Here is a 25079-nt window from a genome sequence, read left to right as displayed (position 1 = left end):
GTGCCGGCCGGCAGGCCGGCGCGATGCCTGGAAACTGGATTAACGAGGTGTAGTTGCAATGGCGAACTCCGCAGTGGATCACTCCGAGCACCACGGTCACCACCAAAGCTTCTTCGAACGCTGGTTCTTCTCCACCAACCACAAGGACATCGGCACGCTGTACCTGCTCTTCAGCTTCACGATGTTCATCATCGGTGCGGCGATGAGCGTGGTGATCCGACTGGAGCTGGCGCAACCCGGCCTGCAGTACGTCAAGCCGGAATTCTTCAACCAGATGACCACCGTGCATGCGCTGGTGATGATCTTCGGTGGCGTGATGCCGGCCTTCGTCGGCTTGGCCAACTGGATGATCCCGCTGCAGATCGGCGCGCCGGACATGGCGCTGCCGCGCATGAACAACTGGTCGTTCTGGCTGCTGCCGGTGGCTTTCACCCTGCTGCTGATGACGCTGTTCCTGCCCGGCGGTGCACCGGCCGGTGGCTGGACGCTGTACCCGCCGCTGTCCTTGCAGGGCGGCTACAACGTGGCCTTCAGCGTGTTCGCCATCCACGTGGCCGGCATCAGTTCGATCATGGGCGCGATCAACATCATCGCCACCGTGTTGAACATGCGCGCGCCGGGCATCGACTTGTTGAAGATGCCGATCTTCTGCTGGACTTGGCTGATCACCGCGTTCCTGCTGATCGCGGTGATGCCGGTGCTGGCCGGTGCGGTGACCATGCTGCTGACCGACAAGTTCTTCGGTACCAGCTTCTTCAACGCCGCCGGTGGCGGTGACCCGGTGATGTACCAGCACATCTTCTGGTTCTTCGGTCACCCGGAGGTCTACATCATGATCCTGCCGGCGTTCGGCGTGGTCAGCGAGATCCTCCCCACCTTCAGCCGCAAGCCGCTGTTCGGTTACCAGGCAATGGTGTACGCGACGGCCGCCATCGCCTTCCTGTCGTTCATCGTGTGGGCGCACCACATGTTCACGGTAGGCATGCCGCTGGGTGGCGAGATCTACTTCATGTTTGCCACGATGCTGATCTCGATCCCGACCGGCGTGAAGGTGTTCAACTGGGTCAGCACGATGTGGGAGGGCTCGCTGACGTTCGAAACGCCGATGCTGTTCTCCATCGCCTTCGTCATCCTGTTCACCATCGGTGGCTTCTCCGGCCTGATGCTGGCCATCGTGCCGGCCGACTTCCAGTACCACGACACCTACTTCGTGGTGGCACACTTCCATTACGTGCTGGTCACCGGTGCGGTGCTGGCGCTGATCGCGGCGGTGTACTACTGGTGGCCGAAGTGGACCGGTCGCATGTACAACGAGTTCTGGGGCAAGTTCCATTTCTGGTGGACGATGGTGTTCGTCAACCTGCTGTTCTTCCCGCAGCACTTCCTGGGCCTGGCCGGCATGCCGCGCCGCATCCCCGACTACAACCCGGTGTTCGCCGACTGGAACCTGGTCAGCTCGATCGGTGCGTTCGGCATGTTCGTCACCCCGTTCCTGATGGCCGGCATCCTGTTGTCCTCGCTGCGCAGCGGCAAGCGTGCCGAAGCGCGTGCCTGGGAAAGCGCCAGGGGCCTGGAATGGACCGTGCCGTCGCCGGCACCGGCGCACACTTTCACCGTCCCGCCGGTGATCAAGCCGGGCGACCTGGCCCACGACGACGTGACCCATTGAGGAGCAGGGCATGAACAGCCAGTGGCAACCCGATGAACTGGCCCAGCGCCGTCGGCGTGCACGCCGCACCGCGCTGGTGGTGGGCGTGATCGCGGTGGCGGTGTACGTCGGCTTCATCCTGTCCGGGGTGCTGGCGCAGTGACCACACCTGCGCCCAAGCCCGCCCGCAATGCCGGCATGGTCCGGCTGATCGGCGTCGCGCTGGGCGTGTTCGTGCTGACCTTCTCGCTGGTGCCGCTGTACCGCATCGCCTGCGAGAAGGTGTTCGGCGTGCGGCTGGAACGCGGCGCCAGCCAGGCGGCGGCCACGCATGACGGTGCCGGCAAGGCCCGGCGCACGGTGCGGGTGGAGTTCGATGGTGGCGTGAACTCCAAGCTGCCGTGGGCGTTCCATCCGGAAAAGCTGACGATGGACGTGGTGCCGGGTGAGTTGAACGAGGCCCTGTACTACGCCCGCAACGAAAGCGAACGGCCGCTGGTCGGCAGCGCGGTGCCGTCGGTGGCGCCGGCGCGTGCCTCCGGCTTCTTCAACAAGACCGAATGCTTCTGCTTCACCGCGCAGACCCTGCAGGCCGGGGAGCAGCGCGAGATGCCGGTGCGCTTCATCGTCGACCCGGACCTGCCGGACGACGTGAGCACCATCACCCTGTCGTACACGTTCTACAAGAATGATGCGCTGACCGAGCAGCTGGCCCCGGCTTCGACCGCGGCCGCCGCCCATGCAGCTCCCTGATCACGGACCCGGAAGCAACGCCATGGCCCACAACACGCCTGATGCCAACGTCTACTTCGTGCCGAGCCAGAGCAAATGGCCCTTCGTCGGCTCGATCGCCATGCTGGTGCTGATGGTGGGGGTGGCCAGCTGGCTCAACGACGCCAGCTGGGGGCGCTGGACCTTCTTCGTCGGGCTGGCGATGCTGGTGTTCACCCTGTTCCTCTGGTTCGGCGACGTCATCCGCGAATCGGTGGCCGGCAACTACAACCGGCAGGTCGACGGCTCGTTCCGGATGGGGATGATCTGGTTCATCTTCTCCGAGGTGATGTTCTTCGGCGCGTTCTTCGGCGCGTTGTTCTACACGCGCAACATGGGCCTGCCGTGGCTCGGTGGCGAAGGCCATGGCGTGGCGACCAACGACCTGCTGTGGAGCGGTTACTCGGCGGCCTGGCCGACCAACGGTCCGGCCGATATCGGCGGCGCGTTCCAGACCATCCCGGCGTGGGGCCTGCCGCTGATCAACACGTTGATCCTGCTGACCTCCGGCGTGACCCTGACCATCGCCCACCATGCACTGAAGGCCGGCAACCGCAGGCAGCTGCTGACCTGGCTGGGGTTGACCATCGTGCTCGGCTGCGTGTTCCTGACGTTGCAGGCCGAGGAATACATCCATGCCTACAAGGAGCTGAACCTGACGCTGGGTTCGGGCATCTACGGCTCCACGTTCTTCATGCTGACCGGCTTCCACGGTGCCCACGTGGCGCTGGGCACGATCATGCTGATCGTGATGTGGTTGCGCGCGGCCAAGGGGCATTTCACCCGCGACAACCATTTCGGTTTCGAAGCGGCGGCGTGGTACTGGCACTTCGTCGACGTGGTGTGGCTGATGCTGTTCCTGTTCGTCTACGTGCTCTGATCGACGCGGACGCACGGCACGCAGGGAAGTGAAGCGCTGATGGGCTTCACGCCCGTTCTGCTGCGACTCAGCCGCCGACGCCGTGCGGCTTGATCCAGCCGGTGTAGATGCCCAGCCCGACCAGCAGGATCAGCACCACCGACAGGACGATGCGCCGCGTGAGCGCGTTGACCGTGCGTTTGGTCTGGCCACGATCGATCATCAGGTAGTAGAGGCCGGCTCCCAGATTCCAGACGATGACGATCAGAAACGCGATTACCAGCAAGGTCTTCAACGAATCGTTCATGCGCGGCCCGATGGGTGAATTGGCAACGCTATATCACCCGCTCCGGGGCCGCTTGTCATGACGCGACAGCACACAAGCGCGTTCGGCTGGTCGTTGGCGCTGTTGGTGGCGACGGTGTTCTGCGGCCTGGGCATCTGGCAGCTGCATCGCATGCACGAGAAACAGGCCCTGCTGGACCAGGTGCCACCCGGGCGCGACAAGGCGATGACCGTGCAGCAGGCCATGCAGGCGCCGCGGGTGCTGCACTGGGTGCGCGACCGGCTGCAGTTCCTGCCCGGCAGCATCCTGCTGGACAACCAGCTGCGCCACGGCCGGGCCGGGGTGAAGGTCTACCAGCCGGCGCGTGCCGACGGCGGGCAGGTGGTGCTGGTGGACCTGGGTTGGCTGCCGTTGCCGGCGGACCGGCGGATGCCGGCGATCACGCCGCAGCCGGGCGTACAGACGCTGGAAGGCCTGTGGGCGCCACCCCCTTCGGCGGGGCTGGCGCTGGGCCCCGCACTGGCAGCGGCCGACCAGCCGCGGACCTGGCTGGCCACGCGCATCGAATTGCCGGCCATTTCCCGCGCGCTGGGAGTGACGGATGCGCCCATGGCCCCGCAGGTGCTGCGGCTGGATCCTGCGTTGCCGCTGGGATACGAGCGCGACCTGGAGTTGCTGCCCAACACGCTGCCGCCGTCACGCCACCTCGGCTACGCGGTGCAATGGTTCGCGATGGCCTTGGCGGTGCTGGTGATCGCCGTGGTGCTGCAATGGCGGCGCGGGCGGGCCAGGCGGTGACGGGTCGATGCCGCGGCGCGGGCAGGAGCCGTTTCTCCCGGGGCCGTTCGATTCTTCGGCAGCGCCACGGGTGTTCATCGGCCTGTCTGCCGATGGCATGCAGGGCGCTGCTCGTCATTCCCTTCTTCCCGGCGTTGGTGCCGGGCGGGGAATGGCCCCGGTTGCCCACCGACAGACGTTCGAGTTCACTGGTCCACATGGGAAACTGCCACGCATGAATGCCCTCACGCCCGAACAGCTTGCCGTCCGCAACAAGGGCCGCCGCGTGCTGCTGCTGATCTTCGCGATGTTCTTCGGTTCGATGGCGCTGGCCGGCATCCTGCGCTTCTCGGGCTGGACCCCGCAGATCAACCGCAACCATGGGCAGCTGTACGAGCCGCCGATCGATCTGCGCCAGGAACCGCTGCGGCTGGCCGACGGCCAGCCCTATGCCTGGAATCCGGCCGAACGCACCTGGCGCATCGTGCTGGCGCCGCCGGCCGATTGCGCACCGGCCTGCGTCACTTTGTCGCAGCAATTGGACAAGGTCTGGCAGCTGTTCGGGCATAACGCGGATAATGTCGAGATATTGTGGCTGGGCTCGCCGCCGGCAGCGGTGGCGGTCACGCCGGCACTGAAGGTGCTGCAGGCCCAGCCCGCGTTCCGGGCGAAGCTGCCGGGTGTCGATGACCCGGCTGGAACCCCGGTGTATGTGATTGATCCCAATGGCTTTGTGGTGTTGCGCTATGCGCCCGGCTTCGAACCCGGTGGATTGCGGGCCGACCTTTCCAGGCTGTTGAAACTGAAGTGAGTCCCGTTCGATGAATGCCCACGCGCGTCCGGCGCTGTACCGCAATTTCCACCGCCTGGCGTGGTTCGCACTGATCATGACCGCCAGCACGATCATGTTCGGTTCGTTCGTGCGGCTGTCCGATGCCGGGCTGAGCTGCCCGGACTGGCCGACCTGCTATGGCCGCGTGACCTGGCCGCAGACCCAGATGGAAGCCGCCCAGCACGTGGCCAGCGAGATCCGCCCGCTGGAGAGCCACAAGGCCTGGCGCGAGCAGGTGCATCGCTTCCTGGCCGGCCTGCTTGGCGTCGAGGTGCTGACCCTGGCGCTGCTGGCGGCACGCCGGCGCCGGCATGGCATCGCCCAGATCGTCACCGCCTCGGTGCTGGTGGCGCTGGCCATTCCCCTGTACATGCGCGGCGAGCACGTGGCTTCGAGCGTGCTGGCCATCGGCGGCGAGGCGATCCTGCTGCTGGCGGCGCTGCGCTGGTCCAACATCGACCTGGCACGGGCGGCGGTGCTGACCCTGGCGGTGGTGGTGTTCCAGGCCCTGCTGGGCATGTGGACGGTGACCTGGCTGCTCAAGCCGATCGTGGTGATGGGCCATCTGCTCGGTGGCATGGCCATGTTCGGCCTGCTGGTGTGGATGGCCTGGCGGGCCACGCACCTGCCGATCACCTTGGCCGAGGCGCCGCGCCTGCGCTGGTGGCTGCGTGCCGGCCTGGCCCTGCTGGTGCTGCAGATCGCGCTCGGCGGCTGGGTCAGCGCCAACTACGCGGCGCTGGCCTGCGGTGGCGGCAGCGTGTCGCTGGACAACTTCCCGCGCTGCGTCAGCCAGTGGTGGCCGCAGCAGAACTACGGCGAAGGCTTCACCCTGTGGCGCGGCATCGGCGTGGATTACGAAGGTGGCGTGCTCGACGGCGCATCGCGCATCGCGATCCAGATGGCGCACCGGATGATGGCCATCGTGGTGTCGCTGTACCTGCTGGTGCTCTCGGTCCGCATGTTCCGCCTGCCCGGCATGCGCGGCTGGTCGACCGCGTTGGGCCTGCTGGTGCTGTTGCAGATCAGCCTGGGCGTGCTCAACGTCAAGCTGGCCCTGCCGCTGGCGGTGGCGGTGATGCACAGCGGCGGGGCGGTGGCGCTGTTGTTCGTGCTGGTGTCGTTGCTCGCACGCCTGCGTGCCCCGGAGTGATGGCATGAGCGCGACCTGGCAAGACTATTGGGACCTGACCAAGCCCAAGGTGGTGGCACTGATCGTGTTCACCGCCCTGGTGGGCATGTGCCTGGCCATCCCGACCCTGCCGACCACCGCGCAGGTGGTGTCCGGTGCGGTGGGTTTCATCGGCATCTGGTTGTCGGCCGCCGCCGCGGCGGCGATCAACCAACTGCTGGACGCGCGCATCGACGCGCAGATGGCACGCACCTCGTGGCGGCCACTGGTGGTGGGCAAGGTCACGCCGCGCCAGGTGCTGGTGTTCGCCGGCGCGCTGACGGCGCTGTCGATGACCCTGCTGGTGCTGTGGGTGAACGTGATCACCGCGGTGCTCACGTTTGCCTCGCTGATCGGCTATGCGGTGATCTACACCGTGTACCTGAAGCGGGCGACGTCGCAGAACATCGTCATCGGCGGCCTGGCCGGCGCGACTCCGCCGCTGCTGGGCTGGGCGGCGGTGACCGGCATGCAGGGCAGCTCCGATTGGGCCTATGCCTCGCTGCTGGTGCTGATCATCTTCGTGTGGACGCCGCCGCACTTCTGGGCGCTGGCGATCTTCCGCCGCGCCGACTACGCCAAGGCCGACGTGCCGATGCTGCCGGTGACCCACGGCGTGCCGCATACGCGCCGGCAGATCCTGATCTACACCGTGGTGCTGGTGGTGGTGACGCTGCTGCCGGTGGCGATCGGCATGAGCGGGATGTTCTACCTGGGCGGTGCCAGCGTGTTGAACATCGTGTTCCTGTGGTACGCATGGAAGATGCAGGACCCGCCGGACGAAATGTTCAACATGAAGACGTTCTGGTATTCCATCGTCTACCTGATGGCGTTGTTCGCCTTCCTGCTGGTGGACCACTGGTTGCTGCCCTGGCTGTGAAGCCGGGCCGTTCTACCGTGTAGGAGCGGCCTCGGCCGCGAAGCCGGTAAGGCGCCACCGTTGATGAACCCCGTCCACCCGTAGCGTCCGTGATGGCGTGCTTTGCTGCGGACCGCATGTCTATCGGCATCGCGGCCGAGGCCGCTCCTACGGGGCTTTTTGTTTGGCGGCGTAGCGTTGGGCGACCATCGAGCAGACGATCAGCTGGATCTGGTGGTAGATCATGATCGGCAACACGATCGCACCGAGGCTGCCGCCGGCGAACAGCACCTTGGCGATCGGCACGCCGGTGGCCAGGCTCTTCTTGGAGCCGCAGAACACGATGGGGATCTCGTCCTCGCGGCTGAAGCCCAGCCTGCGCGCGAGCCAGGTGATGCCGGGCATGGCGATGGCCAGCAACACCACGGCGATCACCGCGGTGGTCAGCAGCGAGACCAGCGGCGTCTTGGTCCACAGGCCTTCGTTGACCGACTCACCGAAGGCGGCATACACCACCAGCAGCACCGTGCCCTGGTCGGTGTAGCGCAGCAGCGGGCGCTGTCGCTCCACCCAGCCGCCGATCACCGGGCGCAGCAGGTGGCCGGCGACGAAGGGCACCAGCAGTTGCAGCATGATCGCGCCGACCGCATGCAGCGGGTTGGCCATGCCGCCCTGCGTGCCGGCCAGCAGGGTCATCAGCAACGGGGTCAGGAACACCCCGAGGATGCTCGACAGCGACGCGGCGCAGACCGCGGCCGGCACGTTGCCACCGGCCATCGAGGTGAAGGCGATCGACGATTGCACGGTGGAGGGCAGGGTGCACAGGAACAGCACGCCCAGGTACAGCTCCGGTGTCAGCAGCGCGCCGGACAGCGGCTTGAAGGCCAGCCCCAGCAGCGGGAACAGCACGAACGTGCAGGCCAGGATCACCAGGTGCAGGCGCCAGTGCAGCATGCCGGCGATGATCGACTCGCGCGACAGCCGCGCGCCGTGCAGGAAGAACAGCGCGGCGATGGCGATGTCGGTGAAGTGGTCGAAGCCGCGGGCCAACGCGCCGCTCATCGGCAACACGGTGGCCAGCGCGATGGTGGCGAGCAGCGCGAGGGTGAAGTTGTCAGGCCGCAGGCGCGACCACCGGCGTTTCATCAGGCAGGGGTTCCTCGATCAGGTGCGGGTGAAGGCATGCTCAGGGGACAGGGGCCTCGATGGCGTCGCGCGCGCTGGCCTCCAGCGAGGTCATGCCGGCCGCGCGGCCGAGCTGCAATGCGTCGGCGGTGGAGGCACCTTCGAGCCGGGCATTGAGCAGGGCCAGCAGTGCACCGGCACGGTTGCCCGACGCGCAGTGCAGCAGGGTGGTGCCGTCGTCCTGCGCGAGCAGGCGCTGCAGGGTGCGCGCGTTGGCCGTGGTGAGGTCGGCGGCGCCGGCAATGGGCAGGCGGACATAACGCAGGCCGAGCTGCTCGGCCTGCGCGCCTTCGTCGTAGCCGCGGTCTTCCTCGGGCCGACGCAGGTCGATGACGGTGGTGACGCCGGAGCGGGCGGCATCGCGCAGCTGTTGCGCGCTGGGTTGGCCGGCGGTGAGCAACTGCGGGCGGGGCTGGCGCAGCGGAGCGTCGGTGGCCATCGCATTGGCCGATGCAAGCACGGCCAGCAGCAGGAGCGAACGGAAACCAGTCATCGAACAACCTCCGGTGGATGGGTCAGCGCAGCGTGGCCCGGGTCTTGAGCAACTCGCGCAGCTCGTACTTGTCGGCTTCATCCAGGCCCTGCTGGCGCTGCTTGGCCTGCAGTTCGTCCAGGCGTTGCTGCAGCAGCTGTTTTTCGAGCTGGTTGATGGCGTCCTGCAGTTCCTGGCCCCAGCTGGCCTCATCACCGGGCAGGGCGATGGCGGCGAGCTTGTGCAGCGCGGCCTGTTCCTCGCGCTCGTTGAAATGCTCCAGCAGCGCGCCGGTGCTGATGTCCGGGCGTTGCTCGACCAGCTGCAGCAGTTCCAGCAGCAGCTCGATGCCGGGCAGGCGCAGGCCGCCGATGGCGTGGTGGCCATGCAGGTTCATGGCCAGCGATGGCTGCTGCAGCAGGATGGCGATGGCCGCGCGCACCAGGCTGCGCTTCTGCACCGGCATCACGTTGCCGCGTGCGGCCGGCCGCGCTGCGGCGCTGGCGGGCACGGAGCTGTTGGCGCCGATGCCGGTCAGGCGCGCCAGCTCCTGCTTCATCAGGTCGCCGAAGGCACCGTCGGGGATCTGCGCCAGCATCGGCCGCGCGCGTTCGGCCAGGCGGGCCTTGCCGTCCAGCGTGCCGAGGTTGATCTCGCGGCTGAGCTCGTCGAAGAAGAACTGCGACAGCGGCGTGCCCTGCTTCAGGCGTGCGTCGAAGGCTTCGGCGCCTTCCTTGCGCACGATGGTGTCCGGGTCCTCGCCATCGGGCAGGAACAGGAAGAACGCCTGGCGGCCGTCCTTCATGCGCGGCAGCACCGATTCCAGCGCCTTCCAGCCGGCCTTGCGGCCGGCGTTGTCGCCGTCGAAGCAGAAGTACACGTCCGGCGCGTTGCGGAACAGCAGCTCGGCGTGGTCCGGCGTGGTCGCCGTGCCCAGCGTCGCCACCGCCTGGGTGACGCCGAACTGGAACAGGCTGACCACGTCCATGTAGCCCTCGACCACGATCAGGCGCTCGATCTTCTGGTTGGCCTGGCGCACCTGCCACAGCCCGTACAGTTCGCGGCCCTTGTGGAACAGCGCGGTTTCCGGCGAGTTGAGGTACTTGGGGCCGTCGTCCTTCTGCATGACGCGGCCGCCGAAGGCGATCACCCGGCCGCGGCGGTCGAAGATCGGGAACATCACCCGGTCGCGGAACTTGTCGTAGACGTGGCCGCGGTCGTTCTTGGAGAACAGGCCCACGCGGTCGAGCAGCTTCATGCGTCGCTCGTCCTTGCCCAGCGCATCCTTCAGCGCGCTGTAGCCGTCCGGCGCGTAGCCGATGGAAAAGCGCGCGCGGGTGTCGGCATCGACGCCACGGCTGTCCAGGTAGGCACGCGCCTTGTCGTTGCCTTCCAGCTGCTTCTGGAAGAAGCGGCTGGCCGCATCCAGCGCGGAGTACTGGTCGCGGCTGTCGTCCTGTTGCTGCTGGCTGCGCGGGTTGTTCTCGCGCGGCACTTCCATGCCGACGCGCTTGGCCAGCTCGTCGACCGCGTCGAGGAACTCGAGGCGGTCGTAGTTCATCAGGAAGCTGATCGCGGTGCCGTGCGCGCCGCAGCCGAAGCAGTGGTAGAACTGCTTGGTCGGCGAGACGTAGAAGCTGGGCGAGCGCTCGTCGTGGAACGGGCAGCGCGCTTCGTATTCCTTGCCCTTGCGCTTGAGCGGGACGCGCGTGTTGATCACCTCGACGATGTCGGTGCGGGCAAGCAGGTCGTCGATGAACGCGTCGGGAAGTCGGGCCATGCGGCAATGAACAGCGCCGCCGGAGGGCGGGGCACACAACAGGGATGGAGGAGAAGTGTACTCGCCTGCGTCGGGCTTGGCCGCCGGGAGCGTTGGGGAGGGGTTGCCCTGGTGGCGGGCAGGCGGATGGGGCGCGGACTTCAGCTCTTACCGTTGGCGAGGCCGAAGGACAGAGCAACGGCCGCTGCTTCAGTCCGTCTCTGCAGGCGTATCTGGCGGCGCGCGCCGTGCCCGCTCATCGATCACCGCGGTGATCAGTGCACCGCCGAAGAACACCACGCTGGCGTAGTAGATCCACACCAGCATGATCACCAGCGTCCCCATCGAGCCATAGGCACTGCCCGGGGCGGCATTGGCGATGTACAGGCCGATGCCGTAGCGGCCCAGGGTGAAAAGAATGGCGGTGATGGCGCCGCCGATGAAGGCCTGGCGCCATTCCACCGGCCGGTCGGGCAGGTAGTGGTAGAGGAAGGCAAAGCCCAGCGCATACATCACCAGCGTGGTGATGTAGCCCACGGCGGGCAGGGCCGAGGGCAGGTGCGAGAACACCACCTGCAACGCGGTGGTGGCCACCATCGAGACGATCAGCAGGAAGCCCAGCGCCAGCACCACGCCGGCCGAGAACACGCGCTTCTTCAGCCAGCCCAGCACGCCCTCGAAGCGGCGGATGTCGGTGCGGAAGATCAGGTTCAGCGCCCCCTGCAGCTGGGCGAACACCACGGTCGCGCCGATGAACAGCAGGGCCACGCTCCACAGCCCGGCCAACGAGCCCAGGTCGGGGCGCGAGGTGGCGTTGTTGATCACCGTCTGCGCGACCTCAGCCACGCTGCGGCCGGCGAGGGAGGCGATCTGGTCGACCAACGCCTGCTGTGCGGGCGGGTACAACGAAGCGGTCAGCCACAGCAGCAGCACCAGCAGCGGTGCCAGCGAGAGCAGGGTATAGAAGGCCAGTGACGCGGCCTGGGTCATCACGTCGGCTTCGGCGAAGCGGCGCACCAGGGCGCCGGGCAGGCTCTGCTGCAACTGATCCAGGCGCTGCTTCAGCTTGTCGGGGGACAGGTAGGGCATTGCGGTCGCACGGCACGGCAGGCCATGCACGTTAAGCGATGTGATGAAAAAAGAGGGTGAAGCACCAAGTGGCCGCGGGAGCACCTTCCGGCGCGAAGCCGGTGGTGCGTCGGGGTGCGGGATGCACGCAGTCGGTCGGCTTCGCGGCCGAGGCCGCTCGGACGGACAAGGCCCGCGTTGCCGCGGGCCTTGGGGGATCAGCCGGCCAGTGCCTGCTTGACCAGCTTGGACACCAGGCCCATGTCGGCCTGTCCGGCCAGCTTGGGCTTGAGCACGCCCATCAGCTTGCCCATGTCGGCGGCGCTGGCCGCGCCGGTTTCGGCGATGGCCGCCGCGATGGCGGCACTGATGGCGGCTTCGTCCATCTTGGCCGGCAGGTAGCGCTCGATCACCACGATCTCCTCGCGTTCGATCGAGGCCAGGTCTTCACGGTTGGCCGCTTCGTACTGGGTCACCGAGTCCTTGCGCTGCTTGACCATCTTGTCCAGCACGGCGATCACGGCGGTATCGTCCAGTTCGATGCGCTCGTCCACTTCACGCTGCTTGATGGCCGCGTTGATCAGGCGGATCACGCCCAGCGAGTGCTTGTCGCCGCCCTTCATGGCGGCCTTCATGTCATCGGTCAGCTGTTGCTTCAGGCTCATGGATCACCTCTTTCGGGATCGGAATACGGTTTGGAAACACGGGGGCCGGGAACGCAAAAAGCCGGCTACGCTTGCGCGTGCCGGCTCTTACCCCAGTACGGAAGGCCAAAGCCCCCCGTTCAGGAGTCGCGTCCGATCAGTACAGGCGCTGACGCTTGGTCACGTCACGCGAGGAACGACGCAGCTGGCGCTTGACGGCAGCAGCGGCCTTGCGCTTGCGTTCCTGGGTCGGCTTTTCGTAGAACTCGCGCTTGCGGGTCTCGGCCAGCACGCCGGCCTTTTCGCAAGTGCGCTTGAAGCGGCGAAGAGCAAACTCGAAGGGCTCGTTCTCGCGGACTTTGACGCTGGGCATGGAATCTCCGGGACACAATGAAACCGGGTCACGCCCGGTGAGCCGCGCATTATAGTCGCTTTGAGCGGGTGCGCAAGTCCCCCGGGGTTTGCCCCGAGGCTGGGGAGGTTCACAATACGCCCATGAAAGTCCTCGGCATTGAATCATCCTGCGATGAGACGGGCGTTGCCGTCTATGACACTGACCTGTCCGGCGCCGCCGCGCTGCGCGCCCACGCGGTCTACAGCCAGATCGCGCTGCACGCCGAATATGGTGGTGTGGTGCCGGAGCTGGCCAGCCGCGACCACGTGCGCAAGACCCTGCCGTTGATCCGGCAGACGCTGGACGAGGCCGGCATCGCCATCTCCGATATCGACGGGGTGGCCTATACCGCCGGCCCGGGTCTGGTCGGGGCATTGCTGGTCGGCGCCGGGGTGGCACGGTCGCTGGCCTGGGGCCTGGATGTGCCGGCCATTGCCGTGCATCACATGGAAGGCCACCTGCTGGCGCCGCTGATGGAGGACGACCCGCCGGAGCCGCCGTTCGTGGCGCTGTTGGTGTCCGGCGGCCACACCCAGCTGATCGCGGTCGATGCCATCGGCAAGTACCGGCTGCTGGGCGAGACCCTGGACGACGCCGCCGGCGAGGCCTTCGACAAGACCGCCAAGTTGATGGGGCTGCCGTATCCGGGTGGCCCGCAACTGGCCAGGCTGGCCGAGATCGGCACGCCGGGACGCTACAGGTTCGCCCGCCCGATGACCGACCGGCCGGGGTTGGACTTCAGTTTCTCCGGCCTGAAGACCCAGGTGTTGCTGGCCTGGCGCGACAGTGACCAGAGCGAGCAGACCCGCGCCGACATCGCGCGCGGTTTCGAGGACGCGGTGGTCGACACGCTGGCCATCAAGTGCGAGCGCGCGCTGGATGCGGCCGGTTGCGACGTACTGGTGGTGGCCGGCGGCGTGGGCGCGAACAAGCGCCTGCGCGCCAAGCTGCATGAGGCCGCGCAGCGGCGCGGTGGCCGGGTGTGTTTCCCGCGCCCGGCGCTGTGCACCGACAACGGCGCGATGATCGCCTTCGCCGGTGCGCTGCGCCTGAAGGCCGGCCAGCACAGCCCGCCGGAAGTGAAGGTCACCCCGCGTTGGGACATGGCGACGCTGCCGCCGCTGGTGGACGAATAGGGCAGGAACGGCGCGCGGGGTCGCGGCTGCATCGCCGGATTGATCGCGGTTGCGGGGGCACCACTCCGCGCGATTGCACGCGGGATCGCCGCGGGCGCCGTTCAGCCAAACGCCCCTGCTTAACGCCCCGGCACGTACCATTGCGCGTTCCCCAATCCCTGTTCCCTGTGTTCAATGGACAAAGTATTCATCGAAGGGCTCGAGATCGACGCCCTGATCGGCATCTACGACTGGGAGCGGCGCATCCGCCAGACGTTGGTGTTCGATCTGGAAATGGGCTTTGACAACCGCAAGCCCGCGGCGAGCGACGACATCGTCGACACGCTGAACTACAAGGCGGTGAGCAAGCGCTTGATGGAGTTCGTGCGTGGCTCGGACTTCGGCCTGGTGGAGACGCTGGCCGAGCGCTGCGCGCAGATCGTGCTGGACGAGTTCGAGGTGCAGTGGCTGCGCCTGAAGCTGAGCAAGCCCGGCGCGGTGCGCGGCGCGCGCGCGGTGGGCGTGATCATCGAGCGCTCGCGCGCTGCCGGGTAACCCCCTGTCCTGAAGCTGCCGGACGGCCTGCCCGGGCCGCCCATCGGGCGCGCGCGCCCCGTCGCGGCCAGGACCCTGCAACAAAGAGGAGCAAGAACCGATGGCGGTAATGGGAATCCGTTGGCTGGACCAACTGGAAAGCACGCTGGCGCCTTATCCGCTGGCGTACCCGGCGGTGGTGCTGGTGGCGTTGCTGCTGGTGGCCTGGCTGGCCAACTTCGTCACCAAGCGCATCCTGCTCAGCGGCCTGCGCAAGGCGATCGAGCGTTTCTCCGGCCCGGAGAAGAACGCCAAGCAGCCGCTGCGCGTGATCGCACGGCTGGCCAACATCGTGCCGTCGGTGGTGATCGCCGCCGGCCTGTCGATCGTGCCGGAACTGCCGCCGGAGCTGGTGGCCGGGCTGAAGGCGCTGTGCCATGCCTGGACCGTGCTGACCATCGCCCTGGCCGTGGCGCATGCGCTGGACGTGTTCAATGATTTCTACGAGCGTCGCCCGGACGCGCGCAACAAGCCGATCAAGGGCTACCTGCAGGTGGCCAAGATCGTGGTGTTCGTGCTCGCCGGCCTGTCGATCGTGGCGACCCTGGCCGGGGTCAAGCTGCTGCACGTGGTCACCGGCCTGGGCGCGGCGACCGCGGTGCTGATGCTGATCTTCCAGGATACCATCCTGTCGCTGGTGGCCAGCGTGCAGATCAGCGGCGATGGCCGCGTGCGCATCGGCGACTGGATCGAGATGCCCAGCCAGAACGCCGATGGCGACGTCACCGACATCGCCCTGCACACGGTGACGGTGCGCAACTTCGACAACACCATCACCACCATCCCGACCAAGAAGCTGGTGACCGAGTCGTTCCGCAACTGGCGCGGCATGCAGGAGTCGGGCGGGCGGCGGATCAAGCGCTCGATCTACCTGGACCAGCACAGCGTGCGCTTCCTCGATGCCACCGCGCTGGAGCGGCTGGGCCAGTTCGGCCTGCTGGACGACTACTTCGCGGCCAAGCAGGAAGAGCTGGGCCAGTGGAACGCGCAGGTGGCGCAGGCCCACCCGGAGCCGGTCAACGCGCGGCGCATGACCAACCTGGGAACCTTCCGCGTCTACGTGGAGCGTTACCTGCGCAGCCATCCGGACATCAAGCAGAACATGACCCTGCTGGTGCGGCAGATGGCGCCCACCCCGCAGGGCCTGCCGCTGGAGATCTACTGCTTCGCGCCGACGGCGTGGGCACAGTATGAGCGCACCCAGTCCGACGTGTTCGACCACCTGCTGGCGATCCTGCCGGAGTTCGGGCTGCGAGTGTTCCAGGAGTCCAGCGACGCGATGCTGATGGCGGTGCGCGAGCGCCAGGACGCAGGCGTGTAGGACACCGGCGGGGATTGCCGGGAAGGCGCCTGCCGCGCGTGGCCCGGCGCTTCCCCTGGGACGGGACGCCGGTCGGGCGGGGCCGTGCTGCGCCGGACGCTACCGGCCCGGCGCCCACCGTGCGGGGCTGTGATCGCGCGCGCCGTGATTCACGGCGGTGGCGCTAGAATCCGCACACTGCAAACGTTTACATGAAGAAGGATTGCCGGTGGCCCACGACCGCATCGAGTCCCTGATCGCCCGCATGACCCTGGAAGAGAAGGTCGGCCAGTTGAGCGTATTCGCCGACATGGTCCGGCCCTTCGTTCCGGACATCAATCCCGAGGCCAACGTCCGCAATGCCGAGCAGGTGCTGGAGCAGGTCCGTGCGGGACGGGTGGGGTCGCTGTTCAACGGCGTCGGCGCCGAGCAGGGCCGCCAGATCCAGAAGGTGGCGGTGGAGGAGAGCCGGCTCGGCATTCCGGTGATCCTGGCCGCCGACGTGATCCATGGCATGCGCACGGTGTTCCCGATCCCGTTGGGCGAAGCCGCCAGCTTCGAGCCGGACCTGGCCCAGCGCACCGCCCGCGCCACCGCGGTGGAGGCCACCGCGGCCGGCATCCATTGGACCTACGCGCCGGCGGTGGACATCGCCCGGGACCAGCGCTGGGGCCGTGGCGCCGAGGGCGCAGGCGAGGACGTGGTGCTGGGCTGTGCGTTCGCCGCCGCCCGCGTGCGTGGCTTCCAGAGCGAGGACCTGACCGCTGCCGATGCCTTGCTGGCCACGCCCAAGCATTTCGCGGCCTACGGCGCGGTCGCCGCGGGCATGGAATACGCCCAGGTGGACATCTCGCCGCAGAGCCTGCGCGACATCCACCTGCCGCCGTTCAAGGCCGCGCTGGAAGCCGGCGCGTTGTCGCTGATGAGCGCCTTCAACGACATCAACGGCGTGCCGGCCAGCGCCAACCGTGCGCTGCTGACCGAGTTGCTGCGCCACGAATGGAAGTTCGATGGCGTGGTGGTGTCGGACTACACCGCCGACATGGAATTGATCGCGCACGGTTACGCCGCCGACGAGGTGGACGCCACCCGCAAGGCCTTCCTGGCCGGGTTGGACCTGAGCATGCAGAGCGGCTTCTACGACCGCCACCTGGCCGGGCTGGTCGAGGCGGGCGAGGTGCCGATGTCGGTGCTGGATGAATCGGTGCGCCGCATCCTGCGGTTGAAGGACGCCATCGGCCTGTTCGATGACCCGTACCGTTCGCTGGATGCCGCGCGCGAGGCCGATCAATCGCATATCGCTGCGCACGATGCGCTGTCGCGCGATGCCGCGCGCCGCTCGATCGTGCTGCTGAAGAACGAGAACGCGGTGCTGCCGCTGAAGAAGCAGGGGCAGAAGATCGCGCTGATCGGCCCGTTCGTGCAGGACCGCGACAACATCGAAGGTTGCTGGACGTTGTTCGGCGACAAGTCGCGCTACGTGACGCTGGAGGATGGCGTGCGTGCGGCGCTGGGAGACGCGGCAAGCGTGGAGGTCGTGCCCGGTTGTGCGTTGGAGGCGCCGCTGGACGGCGGCATCGCCGCGGCGGTGGCTGCTGCGCGGCGCGCCGAGGTGGTGGTGCTGGCGCTGGGCGAGCCGCAGCGTTACACCGGCGAGGCGCAGTCGCGCGTGGAAATCACCTTGCCGCCCGCACAGCAGGCGCTGGCCGATGCGGTGGCGGCCACCGGCACGCCGTTGGTGGTGCTGTTGCGCAACGGCCGCGCGCTGGCGCTGCACGGCGCGGTGCGTGATGCGCAGGCCATCGCGGTGACCTGGTTCCTTGGCACGCAGACCGGCCATGCGGTGGCCGACGTGTTGTTCGGCGACTACAGCCCGTCGGCGCGGTTGCCGGTGAGCTTCCCGCTCGCTTCCGGGCAGCAGCCGTACTTCTACAACCACCCGCGCACCGGGCGCCCGGAGCTGCCGACGATGTCCGAGTTCAAGGCCCGCTGGCGCGAGATTCCGAATGCGCCGCTGTACGCGTTCGGCCATGGCATCGGCTACACCACGTTCGCTTACGATGCGGTGCGGTTGAGCACCGCGCAGATGGATTGGGACGGCACGCTGGAGGTCAGCGCGACGGTGACCAATACCGGCGAGGTTGCCGGCGAGGAAGTGGTGCAGTTGTACGTGCACGACCGCGTCGCCAGCCGGGTGCGGCCGGTCCGCGAGCTGAAGGACTTCCGCAAGGTCGCGTTGGCACCGGGGCAGTCGCAGCAGGTGACGTTCCGGCTGGTCCGCGAGCAGTTGGCCTTCACTGGCGTGGACGGCGAGTTCGGCGCCGAGCCGGGCCTGTTCGACGTGTGGGTATGTGCGTCGTCGGCCAGCGGCGAGGCGGCCAGCTTCGAGCTGCTGGCGCCGTGATCGTCCGGCAGGAGCGCCCAAGGGCGCTCCTGCGACGTGGGTGACAGATGACACCTGCCGGCGGCGGGCCGGCATGCGATGCTCGCGCCATTCCCCGGAGAGACACGAATGGCCGCGCTGCCCGTCTACATGCCCTGGTTGATGACCGCCGGTTTCGGCCTGTTGTACTACCGGCGCATCCGCCGGCACTTCGGTTGGCAGCCGTGGCGTCCGCACCGCAACGTCGCGCGCATCGTGCTGCTGTCGGTGCTGGTGCTGCTGCTCGGCTGGGCGGCGCTGTTCCTGCCGCACGTGGCCTGGGGAATGCTCGGCGGCGCGGTGGCCGGCGTGGCGCTGGGGCTGTTCGCGCTGAAGCACACCCGGATCAGCACACGCGACGGCCATGCCGGGTACATCCCCAATCCGTGGATCGGTGGCGTGCTGTCGCTGGTGCTGGTCGGGCGGCTGGCGTGGCGCTGGTACAGCGGCGCGTTCAGCGCCGGGGCGATGCAGGGCGGCAGCAATGCCAGCCCGCTGACGATGAGCCTGGTCGCCGCGCTGCTCTGCTATGGGCTGGTGCAGGCGATCGGCCTTCGCCTGCGCCTGCGCTGAGCGCGGGTCACAGCGGCGTCACCACCTGCAGGTCGTAGCCGCTGGCCACGTCCGCGCAGGCCGAGACCGTTGCATATGCCGCCGGTGCGGGGCTGGTGGCCAGGCTCAGCCGGATGTCGCCGGTGGGGACCTCCTGGAAGCGCTGCACGGCCGGTGGCAGCGCGTCGCTGAAATACAGCATCAGCTGCGCGGTATAGGCCTGCTTCGCCAGGCCACTGGGCAATGGCAACGCGGGGTAGGCGAGCTGCGCTTCGTGCCAATGCTGCGGGGCGTCGGCGCGCTGCCAGCGGACCGTGAGCGGGGTGTCGGTGCCGAGCACGACCGGCGCCTGTGGCTCGCGCCGGTTGGGGCAGGTGGCCTGCGCGAGATCCGCGTGGAGCAGGTCGACGTTCTGCCCGTTGAGCTCCAGCCGAACGATCGGCACCGTGCTGGAATCGGCCACCGAAACCAGGGTCAAGCCCGCGGGCGCACGGCGGGCGGGGGTGCGTACCAGTAGCGGTGATCGTATCGGCGTGAGGACCACGTCCACATGGTCCGGGTAGTGGTAGTAGACGTGGCGGAGGTCACGCGCCGGCAGGTCGCGCGGCAAGGCGGCCGATGGCCGCCGCAGCGGCACGACATCGGGCGAGGGCCGCCCATCGCCCAGGGCCCGGCCGATCTGCAGGCGGCTCGGCTTCAGCGCGTGCCCGGCATAGGGGAACGCACGGCCGTCGGCGCGCCGCACCGGCGGCCAGCGGGTGACCTGCGTGGTCTGCCCGACCGGCAGGGCCGGGACCGGCATGACATGGCCGATGCCCGGCGTGCTGGTGAAGCCGGTGCTGACGCTGTCGTCCAGCCACAGTGTCTGGCCGGTCAGGTTCACGTGGACTTCGGAAACCGGAGGGGCTCCGAACAGGCCGTCATGTTGCCTGCGCAGGCTCTGTCCCGCGGGCACGATCAGCGCCGCCAGCACGGCCGGGCCCAGCATCGCCAGATGCGCCACCCAGGGTGTCCTGCCGCGGTCGCGGACCAGCGCGTAGAGCCATGCCAGCAGCAGCGCCGGCAACAACACGATGCCGAGCAGCGGCGCGTAGAGGACGACCAGCAGCGCGGCGGGGTGATCGAGCAGGATCAGCGTCGAGGCGGTGGCGGTGAGGACCGCCACCACCGCGCCGATCACGATGGCGGGCAGGTAACGCAGCAACATCGCAACAGGTCCTTGTCGCCGGATGCAACGGCCGCGATCAGCCGGCCTTCGGGGTCAGCTTGAGCAGGCGGGCGTTGTTGCCGTCTTCCAGCAACCACAGTGCACCGTCCGGGCCTTGCTCCACTTCGCGGATGCGCTTGCCCATGTCGAAGCGTTCCGCTTCGTGGGCCGTGTCGCCGTCGAAGGCCACGCGCACCAGTGATTGCGAGGACAGCCCGCCGATGAAGCCGCTGCCCTTCCACTGCGGGAACAGCGCGCCGTTGTAGATGACGAAGCCGGCGGGCGAGATCACCTGGCGCCAGGTCACCACCGGCGCGATGAAGTCCGGGCGGGTGTCGTGGTCGGGGATCGGCCGGCCGTCGTAGTGGTCGCCGTTGGAGACGATGGGGTAGCCGTAGTTGCCGCCGCGCTGGATCAGGTTCAGCTCGTCGCCGCCCTTGGGGCCCATCTCGTGCTCCCACAGCTTGCCGTTGCCGTCGAAGGCGATGCCCAGCACGCTGCGATGGCCCAGCGACCACACCTGGTCGGCCGGCGCACCCTGCGCCACGAACGGGTTGTCGGCCGGAACGCTGCCATCGTCGTTGAGGCGGATGATCTTGCCCAGGTTGGTTTTCATGTCCTGGGCGGGGTCGAACTTCTGCCGCTCGCTGGAGCTGATCCACAGCTTGCCGTCCGGGCCGAAGGCCAGGCGGTGGCCGTAATGGCCGCGGCCGCTGACCTTGGGGGTCTGCCGCCAGATCACCTGGGCGTCGCTGAGCTGGCCGCTGCCGTCGGCGGCCAGCACCAGCCGGGCGCGCGCCACCGCGGCCCCCCGGGTGTCATCCTGGCCGTCCTCGGCATAGCTGTAGTAGACCCAGCCATTGCTGGCGAACTGCGGATGGGTCAGCACGTCACCGAAGCCGCCCTGGCCGCCATAGGCCACGGTCGGTACGCCGCTGATCTCGTTCCGCTTGCCGCTGGCCGGGTCGACGTGCAGCAGCTTGCCGGCCTTTTCGGTGACCAGCAGGCTGCCATCGGGCAGGAAGGTCATCGCCCACGGCTCGTTGAAGCGGGCGACCTCGGTGGCGGCGAAGGGCCATTGCGCGGGCTTGATGGCCGCTTCGGCGGCCGGATCGGCGGGGTCGGCGGCGCAGGCGGTGCTGAACAGCGCCGGGGTGATCGCCAGTGCGAGGCTGAGCAGGAGGGGACGGGGCATGGGGTTCTCCAATGAGGGGAAACGTCTGTCCAACCGCGCCATTACACCATGCCCGTCGGGGTCTTCCGGGCCCGGGCCTCTGGGAAGGTGGCGATGGATCGCATAACGTAGCGGCTCACGTCCAAGACCGGGCGGTGTGTCCCTACAAGGAGTTTGGCTGATGAAACCTCAGGTGCAACGACCCTCGGCAGCCTTCATCGCCGCATCGTGGACGGCGTTGATGCTCGGCGCGGTCGCTTATCTGGTGGGCCTGTTCAACGCGGAGATGATGCTCAACGAGAAGGGCTACTACCTGTCGTTGCTGCTGTTCGGCCTGTTCGCCGCGGTGTCCCTGCAGAAGAGCGTGCGCGACCGCGTGGAGGGAATCCCAGTGAGTGCGCTGTACTACAGCCTGTGCTGGTTCGCCCTGTTGTCGGCCTTGCTGCTGCTGGTGGTCGGGCTGTGGAACGCGACCCTGTTGCTGAGCGAGAAGGGGTTCTATGGCATGTCCTACGCGCTGTCGCTGTTTGGCGCGGTGGCCGTGCAGAAGAACACCCGCGACACGATGGCGGCCGACGCGCTGTACGGCGCACCGCCGCTGCCGCCGCAGGACTGAGCCCGCGCGGTACAGCGCAACGACGAAGGGCGGGTGCCATGCACCCGCCCTTCGTCATTTCACCCCCTCCGGCCAGGCTCAGCCCGGTTCGGTGGGTTCCGGTCCCGGTTCCGGGTGGGACGCGGTATGGCGGGCCACGATGCCGGTGGCGGTGACCCCGCCGGTGGCATTGCCGATGGTGCAGAACACGTCGGGGATGGTGTCCACCGCCAGCAGCACGCCCAGCGGTTCCACCGGCAGCCCCATGCTCTGGGTGATCGGCAGGTTGTTGGTCATGAAGTTGGCCTGGCCGGGCAGGCCGGTCGAGCCCATGCTGATGACGGCCGCCAGCAGCACCGCCACCGCGTACTGCGAGGCGTGGATCTCGAAGCCATACAGCCAGGCAATGAAACTGGCCACGGCGATGTACTGCGCCGGGCTGGTGATGCGGAACAGCGACACCGCCATCGGCAGCACCAGCGCGGTCAGCGCCGGCGGGTAGCCCAGCCGGTTGCGCGCGCTGTCGATCATCGCCGGCAACGAGGCCAGCGAGGACTGCGTGCTGCCGGCGATCACCTGCACCGGCACCAGCGCGGCGGCGAAGCGGCGCAGTGGTTCGCCGGCGGCGAAGCGTGCGACCACGTACAGCAGCAGGGTGATCAGGATGTAGATCACGCACATCAGCACGATGTAGTAGCCGATCACGCCCAGCACGCTCATGCCGACCTCGGCGCAGACCACCAGCACCAGCGCGAACACGCCCACCGGCGCGGCCCACAGCACCCAGCGCACGATGCTGATCATGGTGTCGGAGACGGTGCGGATGAGGTCGAGCAGCCGCTCGCGGCGCCCGGCTTCCTGCCGGCTCAGGGCGAAGCCGAAGAACATGGCGAACACCACCAGCGGCAGCATCGAGGCCGATGCGGCCGCGGCCAACGCGTTGCTCGGGATCAGCCCGCTGATCCACTGCGCCGCCGATGGCGGCGTGGCGGCAGTGGCCGGCGAGCGCAGCGCCTCGCGGAAGGTCCGGATGGTTTCGGCATCACGCGGCACCAGGTCGAGCAGTGCGGGGGTGACCAGGGCCGAGAACGCGGCCGAGCCGACCAGCAGGATCAGGAACACGATGATCGCGTTGCGCGCGGTACGACCCGAGGCGGCGGCATTGCTGGCGGTGTTGACGCCGACGATGACCAGCGCGGTGACCAGCGGCACCACGGTCATCTGCAGCGCGTTGAGCCATAGCCGGCCGATCGGGCGGGCGACATCGGCCACCTTCAGCGCCAGCGCCGGATCGTACCGGGCCAGCGACAGGCCGACGATGGCGGCGATGGCCAGCGCGATCAGCACCTTGACCGGCGCGGAGACGGTGAAGCGGCGTGCAGGCGTGCTCAAGGCGCGGCCTCCGCCAGGGAGGGCAGTCCCCAGTCACGGCGCAGGCGTTCGTACTCGGCCTGGGGCAGCAGTACGAACACGGGCTGGGCGGCGGGGCTGAGCCAGGCCAGCAGGTCACTCATCTGCTGCGGCTCCATCGCGGTGCAGCCAGCGGTGGCTTCGCCGGGTGCGCGCCACAGGTGGGCGAAGATGCAGCTGCCCTGGCCCGGCACGTTGCCGGGGTTGTGTTCGATGACGAAGCCTTCGCGGTAACGGCGGTCGCCGTCGTTGTGCAGGTCCAGGCGCATGGCCTCGGTCGAGCCCTTGACCGCGTCGGCACCGACCTGGGCGGCATCGACGATGCGGTTGTACAGCGGCGAGGCCGGTACATCCATGCAGTAGCTGCTGGCCTGCATCGGCAGGTAGGGCAGGGCGCTGTGGATGTGTTCGGCATAGCCGAAGGCCGGGCCGATGGCGAAGATGCCGGCGGGGCTGCGGCCGTCGCCCTCGCGCTTGTGCGGGCCATCGGACGGGGCCGGATGCAGGCCGATGCCCCAGGCGCTGCCGTTGCGGCCCAGGGCCACGTCGAAGCCGCCGGCATGTGCCTGCCAACCGTGTTCGGTGCGCTCGAAGGCCTGCAGGTGGCCCGACGGGGTGTCCCAGCTGGGCGTGGTGACCACGATCAACTGGCGCGCGGCGTGCACCGGCGCAGGCAGCGAATGGGCCGAGGCGAGCGGGGCCGCCAGCGCGAACAGGCACAACAGCGGTGACAGCACCTGCCGGGCGAGGGAGGGAAACAGGGATGGCATGGCGGCGGCTCCGGCTGTCAGTTGTCGATCAGGTGCTGGATGCGTTCCTGGTTCAATGCCAGTTGTCGCTGCCGGTCCGGATTGGACTGGCACAACAGCACGAACACGAAGTCCAGCAGGTACTGCAGCGAGCAACGGTACAGCAGTTGCGCGATCTGCGGTTGCCGGTCATGCGCGCAGATGGCGAGCGCGGCATCGGCGTGTGCGCGCAGCGGATTGGCGGTGTGGCGGGTGATCGACACGACCTTGCCGCCGACCTCCTGGAACTGGCGCGAGAGCTGCCACAGCTGCGGCAGCTTGCCGAACTCGGAGAACACCAGCAGCACGTCGCCGGGGCGCGCGGCGGAGAGGTTGGCGGTCATCAGGATGGGGTCGGCGTGCTGGACGGTGAGGATGCCCAGCAGCGACAACCGCATGGCGAATTCGCGGGCGTACAGGCCGTCGTCGCCGAGGCCGTAGATGAAGACCTTGGGCGCGTTGTCGACCAGCGCGATGACGGCCTCGACGTCGGCCTGCGGGTTGGCCGCCATGGTTTCTTCCTCGGCGGCGGACTTGGCGCGGCGCAGCGTGTCGGCGGCCAGCAGGTAGCCGCCGGGCTGTTCTTCCGGCGGCCAGTCGGTGGCGTCGCCGTTGCCGGCCAGCGCGACGGCCGAGCCGACCGAGTACTTCAGGTCGGGATAGCCCTTGAAGCCCAGCTTCTGGCTGAACTTGACGACGCTGGATTGGCTGATGCCCAGGGCATTGGCCAGCTGCTGGGAGGAGTAGTCGCGCAGCAGGTGGGCGTTGTCGAGGATGAAGTCGGCGATGCGACGTTCAATGGCCGACATCTGTTCGCGTTCGGCGCGGATTTTCAGCAGTGGGGCCATGGGCGGTGTGCCGGGAGTTCGTGGGTGACTTTACGGGATGGACGGTCGCTTTGGAGAGGGTCGGGTACGTGCCTGTGCTCCCTCGTTCGCACGCAGTGTGGTGGTTGCATTTGCGTGTGCCCCTCCGTCGCACGCGGTGCGGGGGAGGGTTGGGGAGGGGGGCTCCAGAAGAAAGCATCGCCGGGAGGCGCTGCGCTCCAACCCCCGTGCCTTGTTCCCTCGGTGGGCTGCGGTGCTCGGCTCGCTTTACGGGACGGCAAGGGCAGAGCCGGAGCTACCCCTCCCCAGCCCTCCCCTGCGCGTTGCGCAAGGGAGGGGGCATAAGCAACAGCAACGGCAATTCGTGCGT

At 68.0% G+C, this 25079-nt stretch carries 26 protein-coding genes; 14 read left to right on the top strand and 12 right to left on the bottom strand.

Annotated features, from left to right (window positions below; all coding sequences use genetic code 11):
• Window positions 1–58: 58 nt before the first annotated feature.
• The 4 genes from ctaD to AC06FE_RS15415 are packed head-to-tail and all read left to right on the top strand — an operon-like array spanning window position 59 to window position 3299.
• A complete protein-coding gene (ctaD, locus tag AC06FE_RS15430; RefSeq protein ID WP_132865954.1) occupies window positions 59–1669 on the top strand; it encodes a cytochrome c oxidase subunit I in 1611 nt (536 codons plus the stop codon).
• A 10-nt stretch (window positions 1670–1679) separates the two neighbouring features.
• On the top strand, window positions 1680–1811 hold the full coding sequence (locus tag AC06FE_RS15425) for a hypothetical protein (RefSeq protein WP_263863716.1): 132 nt from the start codon (window positions 1680–1682) through the stop codon (window positions 1809–1811).
• Window positions 1808–2401: a cytochrome c oxidase assembly protein gene (locus tag AC06FE_RS15420; protein WP_132865953.1), complete on the top strand. Its 594-nt coding sequence runs from the start codon at window positions 1808–1810 to the stop codon at window positions 2399–2401. Before AC06FE_RS15425 ends, AC06FE_RS15420 begins: the two co-directional genes overlap by 4 nt.
• A gap of 22 nt (window positions 2402–2423) precedes the next feature.
• Window positions 2424–3299: a cytochrome c oxidase subunit 3 gene (locus AC06FE_RS15415; RefSeq protein WP_192287895.1), complete on the top strand. Its 876-nt coding sequence runs from the start codon at window positions 2424–2426 to the stop codon at window positions 3297–3299.
• Window positions 3300–3366: 67 nt separating this feature from the next.
• Here AC06FE_RS15415 and AC06FE_RS15410 read toward each other — a convergent pair whose 3' ends face one another.
• Window positions 3367–3585, bottom strand: a complete 219-nt coding sequence (locus tag AC06FE_RS15410) for a twin transmembrane helix small protein (protein ID WP_132865951.1) — start codon at window positions 3583–3585, stop codon at window positions 3367–3369.
• 57 nt (window positions 3586–3642) lie between these two features.
• Between AC06FE_RS15410 and AC06FE_RS15405 the strand changes: the two genes are divergently transcribed.
• From AC06FE_RS15405 to cyoE, 4 genes are all read left to right on the top strand, one after another.
• A complete protein-coding gene (locus AC06FE_RS15405) occupies window positions 3643–4362 on the top strand; it encodes an SURF1 family protein (RefSeq protein ID WP_478073534.1) in 720 nt (239 codons plus the stop codon).
• Between the two features lie 214 nt (window positions 4363–4576).
• Window positions 4577–5152, top strand: a complete 576-nt coding sequence (locus tag AC06FE_RS15400) for a hypothetical protein (protein ID WP_132866241.1) — start codon at window positions 4577–4579, stop codon at window positions 5150–5152.
• 10 nt (window positions 5153–5162) lie between these two features.
• Window positions 5163–6326 carry a COX15/CtaA family protein gene (locus AC06FE_RS15395; RefSeq protein WP_323437691.1) on the top strand — a complete coding sequence of 388 codons (1164 nt, stop codon included), beginning with the start codon at window positions 5163–5165 and terminating at the stop codon, window positions 6324–6326.
• A 4-nt stretch (window positions 6327–6330) separates the two neighbouring features.
• Complete coding sequence (cyoE, locus tag AC06FE_RS15390) at window positions 6331–7224, top strand: heme o synthase (protein ID WP_132865948.1); 894 nt, start codon at window positions 6331–6333, stop codon at window positions 7222–7224.
• Window positions 7225–7371: 147 nt separating this feature from the next.
• Here cyoE and AC06FE_RS15385 read toward each other — a convergent pair whose 3' ends face one another.
• The 6 genes from AC06FE_RS15385 to rpsU form a co-directional block, all read right to left on the bottom strand.
• Window positions 7372–8349, bottom strand: a complete 978-nt coding sequence (locus tag AC06FE_RS15385) for a bile acid:sodium symporter family protein (protein ID WP_478073533.1) — start codon at window positions 8347–8349, stop codon at window positions 7372–7374.
• A 40-nt stretch (window positions 8350–8389) separates the two neighbouring features.
• Window positions 8390–8881 carry a protein tyrosine phosphatase family protein gene (locus tag AC06FE_RS15380; protein ID WP_478073532.1) on the bottom strand — a complete coding sequence of 164 codons (492 nt, stop codon included), beginning with the start codon at window positions 8879–8881 and terminating at the stop codon, window positions 8390–8392.
• A gap of 22 nt (window positions 8882–8903) precedes the next feature.
• Window positions 8904–10640 (bottom strand): DNA primase, encoded by a 1737-nt coding sequence (gene dnaG, locus AC06FE_RS15375; RefSeq protein ID WP_192287890.1) that lies wholly within the window; start codon window positions 10638–10640, stop codon window positions 8904–8906.
• 189 nt (window positions 10641–10829) lie between these two features.
• Window positions 10830–11708, bottom strand: coding sequence for a YihY/virulence factor BrkB family protein (locus AC06FE_RS15370; RefSeq protein WP_478073531.1), 879 nt, complete (start codon window positions 11706–11708; stop codon window positions 10830–10832).
• Between the two features lie 197 nt (window positions 11709–11905).
• Window positions 11906–12352 carry a GatB/YqeY domain-containing protein gene (locus AC06FE_RS15365; protein WP_132865943.1) on the bottom strand — a complete coding sequence of 149 codons (447 nt, stop codon included), beginning with the start codon at window positions 12350–12352 and terminating at the stop codon, window positions 11906–11908.
• Window positions 12353–12488: 136 nt separating this feature from the next.
• Entirely contained in the window at window positions 12489–12704 is a 216-nt protein-coding gene (gene rpsU, locus AC06FE_RS15360) for a 30S ribosomal protein S21 (RefSeq protein ID WP_002808376.1), read from the bottom strand.
• 122 nt (window positions 12705–12826) lie between these two features.
• On the opposite strand from rpsU, the gene tsaD reads away from it, so the two are divergent.
• The 5 genes from tsaD (at window position 12827) to AC06FE_RS15335 (ending at window position 18729) form a co-directional block, all read left to right on the top strand.
• Window positions 12827–13861, top strand: coding sequence for a tRNA (adenosine(37)-N6)-threonylcarbamoyltransferase complex transferase subunit TsaD (gene tsaD, locus AC06FE_RS15355; protein ID WP_313252566.1), 1035 nt, complete (start codon window positions 12827–12829; stop codon window positions 13859–13861).
• 174 nt (window positions 13862–14035) lie between these two features.
• A complete protein-coding gene (gene folB, locus AC06FE_RS15350) occupies window positions 14036–14395 on the top strand; it encodes a dihydroneopterin aldolase (RefSeq protein WP_192287887.1) in 360 nt (119 codons plus the stop codon).
• Window positions 14396–14495: 100 nt separating this feature from the next.
• On the top strand, window positions 14496–15755 hold the full coding sequence (locus tag AC06FE_RS15345; protein WP_313252565.1) for a mechanosensitive ion channel family protein: 1260 nt from the start codon (window positions 14496–14498) through the stop codon (window positions 15753–15755).
• A gap of 208 nt (window positions 15756–15963) precedes the next feature.
• Window positions 15964–18138 (top strand): glycoside hydrolase family 3 N-terminal domain-containing protein, encoded by a 2175-nt coding sequence (locus AC06FE_RS15340; RefSeq protein WP_478073530.1) that lies wholly within the window; start codon window positions 15964–15966, stop codon window positions 18136–18138.
• A gap of 108 nt (window positions 18139–18246) precedes the next feature.
• Window positions 18247–18729, top strand: a complete 483-nt coding sequence (locus AC06FE_RS15335) for a CcdC protein domain-containing protein (RefSeq protein WP_478073529.1) — start codon at window positions 18247–18249, stop codon at window positions 18727–18729.
• A gap of 7 nt (window positions 18730–18736) precedes the next feature.
• On the opposite strand, the gene AC06FE_RS15330 is transcribed toward AC06FE_RS15335, so the two are convergent.
• A complete protein-coding gene (locus tag AC06FE_RS15330) occupies window positions 18737–19915 on the bottom strand; it encodes a hypothetical protein (RefSeq protein WP_478073528.1) in 1179 nt (392 codons plus the stop codon).
• 37 nt (window positions 19916–19952) lie between these two features.
• Window positions 19953–21110, bottom strand: a complete 1158-nt coding sequence (locus AC06FE_RS15325) for a PQQ-dependent sugar dehydrogenase (RefSeq protein WP_478073527.1) — start codon at window positions 21108–21110, stop codon at window positions 19953–19955.
• Window positions 21111–21270: 160 nt separating this feature from the next.
• On the opposite strand from AC06FE_RS15325, the gene yiaA reads away from it, so the two are divergent.
• Window positions 21271–21705: an inner membrane protein YiaA gene (yiaA, locus tag AC06FE_RS15320; RefSeq protein ID WP_132865935.1), complete on the top strand. Its 435-nt coding sequence runs from the start codon at window positions 21271–21273 to the stop codon at window positions 21703–21705.
• 78 nt (window positions 21706–21783) lie between these two features.
• On the opposite strand, the gene AC06FE_RS15315 is transcribed toward yiaA, so the two are convergent.
• Genes AC06FE_RS15315 through AC06FE_RS15305 form a run of 3 tightly spaced genes read right to left on the bottom strand, consistent with a single transcriptional unit; the run spans window position 21784 to window position 24730 of the window.
• Window positions 21784–23076 carry a dicarboxylate/amino acid:cation symporter gene (locus tag AC06FE_RS15315; RefSeq protein WP_478073526.1) on the bottom strand — a complete coding sequence of 431 codons (1293 nt, stop codon included), beginning with the start codon at window positions 23074–23076 and terminating at the stop codon, window positions 21784–21786.
• Window positions 23073–23864 (bottom strand): L,D-transpeptidase family protein, encoded by a 792-nt coding sequence (locus AC06FE_RS15310; RefSeq protein WP_478073525.1) that lies wholly within the window; start codon window positions 23862–23864, stop codon window positions 23073–23075. Before AC06FE_RS15310 ends, AC06FE_RS15315 begins: the two co-directional genes overlap by 4 nt.
• A gap of 17 nt (window positions 23865–23881) precedes the next feature.
• The gene (locus AC06FE_RS15305; RefSeq protein ID WP_323438606.1) at window positions 23882–24730 is read right to left on the bottom strand and encodes a MurR/RpiR family transcriptional regulator; all 849 of its coding nucleotides are present in this window, start codon (window positions 24728–24730) and stop codon (window positions 23882–23884) included.
• Window positions 24731–25079 lie beyond the last annotated feature (349 nt).

The sequence above is a fragment of the Stenotrophomonas sp. Steno-C18 genome (genome assembly GCF_056393195.1).
This window is presented reverse-complemented; position numbering and strand designations above follow the sequence as displayed.

What these genes read in the sequence shown, in the direction of transcription:
- AC06FE_RS15365 (WP_132865943.1), bottom strand. Translation starts at nt 12,352, where the DNA reads ATGAGCCTGAAGCAACAGCTGACCGATGACATGAAGGCCGCCATGAAG.
- AC06FE_RS15370 (WP_478073531.1), bottom strand. Translation starts at nt 11,708, where the DNA reads ATGCCCTACCTGTCCCCCGACAAGCTGAAGCAGCGCCTGGATCAGTTG.
- ctaD (WP_132865954.1), top strand. Translation starts at nt 59, where the DNA reads ATGGCGAACTCCGCAGTGGATCACTCCGAGCACCACGGTCACCACCAA.
- AC06FE_RS15385 (WP_478073533.1), bottom strand. Translation starts at nt 8,349, where the DNA reads ATGAAACGCCGGTGGTCGCGCCTGCGGCCTGACAACTTCACCCTCGCG.
- folB (WP_192287887.1), top strand. Translation starts at nt 14,036, where the DNA reads ATGGACAAAGTATTCATCGAAGGGCTCGAGATCGACGCCCTGATCGGC.
- AC06FE_RS15410 (WP_132865951.1), bottom strand. Translation starts at nt 3,585, where the DNA reads ATGAACGATTCGTTGAAGACCTTGCTGGTAATCGCGTTTCTGATCGTC.
- AC06FE_RS15345 (WP_313252565.1), top strand. Translation starts at nt 14,496, where the DNA reads ATGGCGGTAATGGGAATCCGTTGGCTGGACCAACTGGAAAGCACGCTG.
- cyoE (WP_132865948.1), top strand. Translation starts at nt 6,331, where the DNA reads ATGAGCGCGACCTGGCAAGACTATTGGGACCTGACCAAGCCCAAGGTG.
- AC06FE_RS15380 (WP_478073532.1), bottom strand. Translation starts at nt 8,881, where the DNA reads ATGACTGGTTTCCGTTCGCTCCTGCTGCTGGCCGTGCTTGCATCGGCC.
- yiaA (WP_132865935.1), top strand. Translation starts at nt 21,271, where the DNA reads ATGAAACCTCAGGTGCAACGACCCTCGGCAGCCTTCATCGCCGCATCG.
- AC06FE_RS15305 (WP_323438606.1), bottom strand. Translation starts at nt 24,730, where the DNA reads ATGGCCCCACTGCTGAAAATCCGCGCCGAACGCGAACAGATGTCGGCC.
- AC06FE_RS15405 (WP_478073534.1), top strand. Translation starts at nt 3,643, where the DNA reads ATGACGCGACAGCACACAAGCGCGTTCGGCTGGTCGTTGGCGCTGTTG.
- AC06FE_RS15310 (WP_478073525.1), bottom strand. Translation starts at nt 23,864, where the DNA reads ATGCCATCCCTGTTTCCCTCCCTCGCCCGGCAGGTGCTGTCACCGCTG.
- dnaG (WP_192287890.1), bottom strand. Translation starts at nt 10,640, where the DNA reads ATGGCCCGACTTCCCGACGCGTTCATCGACGACCTGCTTGCCCGCACC.
- AC06FE_RS15400 (WP_132866241.1), top strand. Translation starts at nt 4,577, where the DNA reads ATGAATGCCCTCACGCCCGAACAGCTTGCCGTCCGCAACAAGGGCCGC.
- rpsU (WP_002808376.1), bottom strand. Translation starts at nt 12,704, where the DNA reads ATGCCCAGCGTCAAAGTCCGCGAGAACGAGCCCTTCGAGTTTGCTCTT.
- tsaD (WP_313252566.1), top strand. Translation starts at nt 12,827, where the DNA reads ATGAAAGTCCTCGGCATTGAATCATCCTGCGATGAGACGGGCGTTGCC.
- AC06FE_RS15330 (WP_478073528.1), bottom strand. Translation starts at nt 19,915, where the DNA reads ATGTTGCTGCGTTACCTGCCCGCCATCGTGATCGGCGCGGTGGTGGCG.
- AC06FE_RS15335 (WP_478073529.1), top strand. Translation starts at nt 18,247, where the DNA reads ATGGCCGCGCTGCCCGTCTACATGCCCTGGTTGATGACCGCCGGTTTC.
- AC06FE_RS15415 (WP_192287895.1), top strand. Translation starts at nt 2,424, where the DNA reads ATGGCCCACAACACGCCTGATGCCAACGTCTACTTCGTGCCGAGCCAG.
- AC06FE_RS15325 (WP_478073527.1), bottom strand. Translation starts at nt 21,110, where the DNA reads ATGCCCCGTCCCCTCCTGCTCAGCCTCGCACTGGCGATCACCCCGGCG.
- AC06FE_RS15425 (WP_263863716.1), top strand. Translation starts at nt 1,680, where the DNA reads ATGAACAGCCAGTGGCAACCCGATGAACTGGCCCAGCGCCGTCGGCGT.
- AC06FE_RS15395 (WP_323437691.1), top strand. Translation starts at nt 5,163, where the DNA reads ATGAATGCCCACGCGCGTCCGGCGCTGTACCGCAATTTCCACCGCCTG.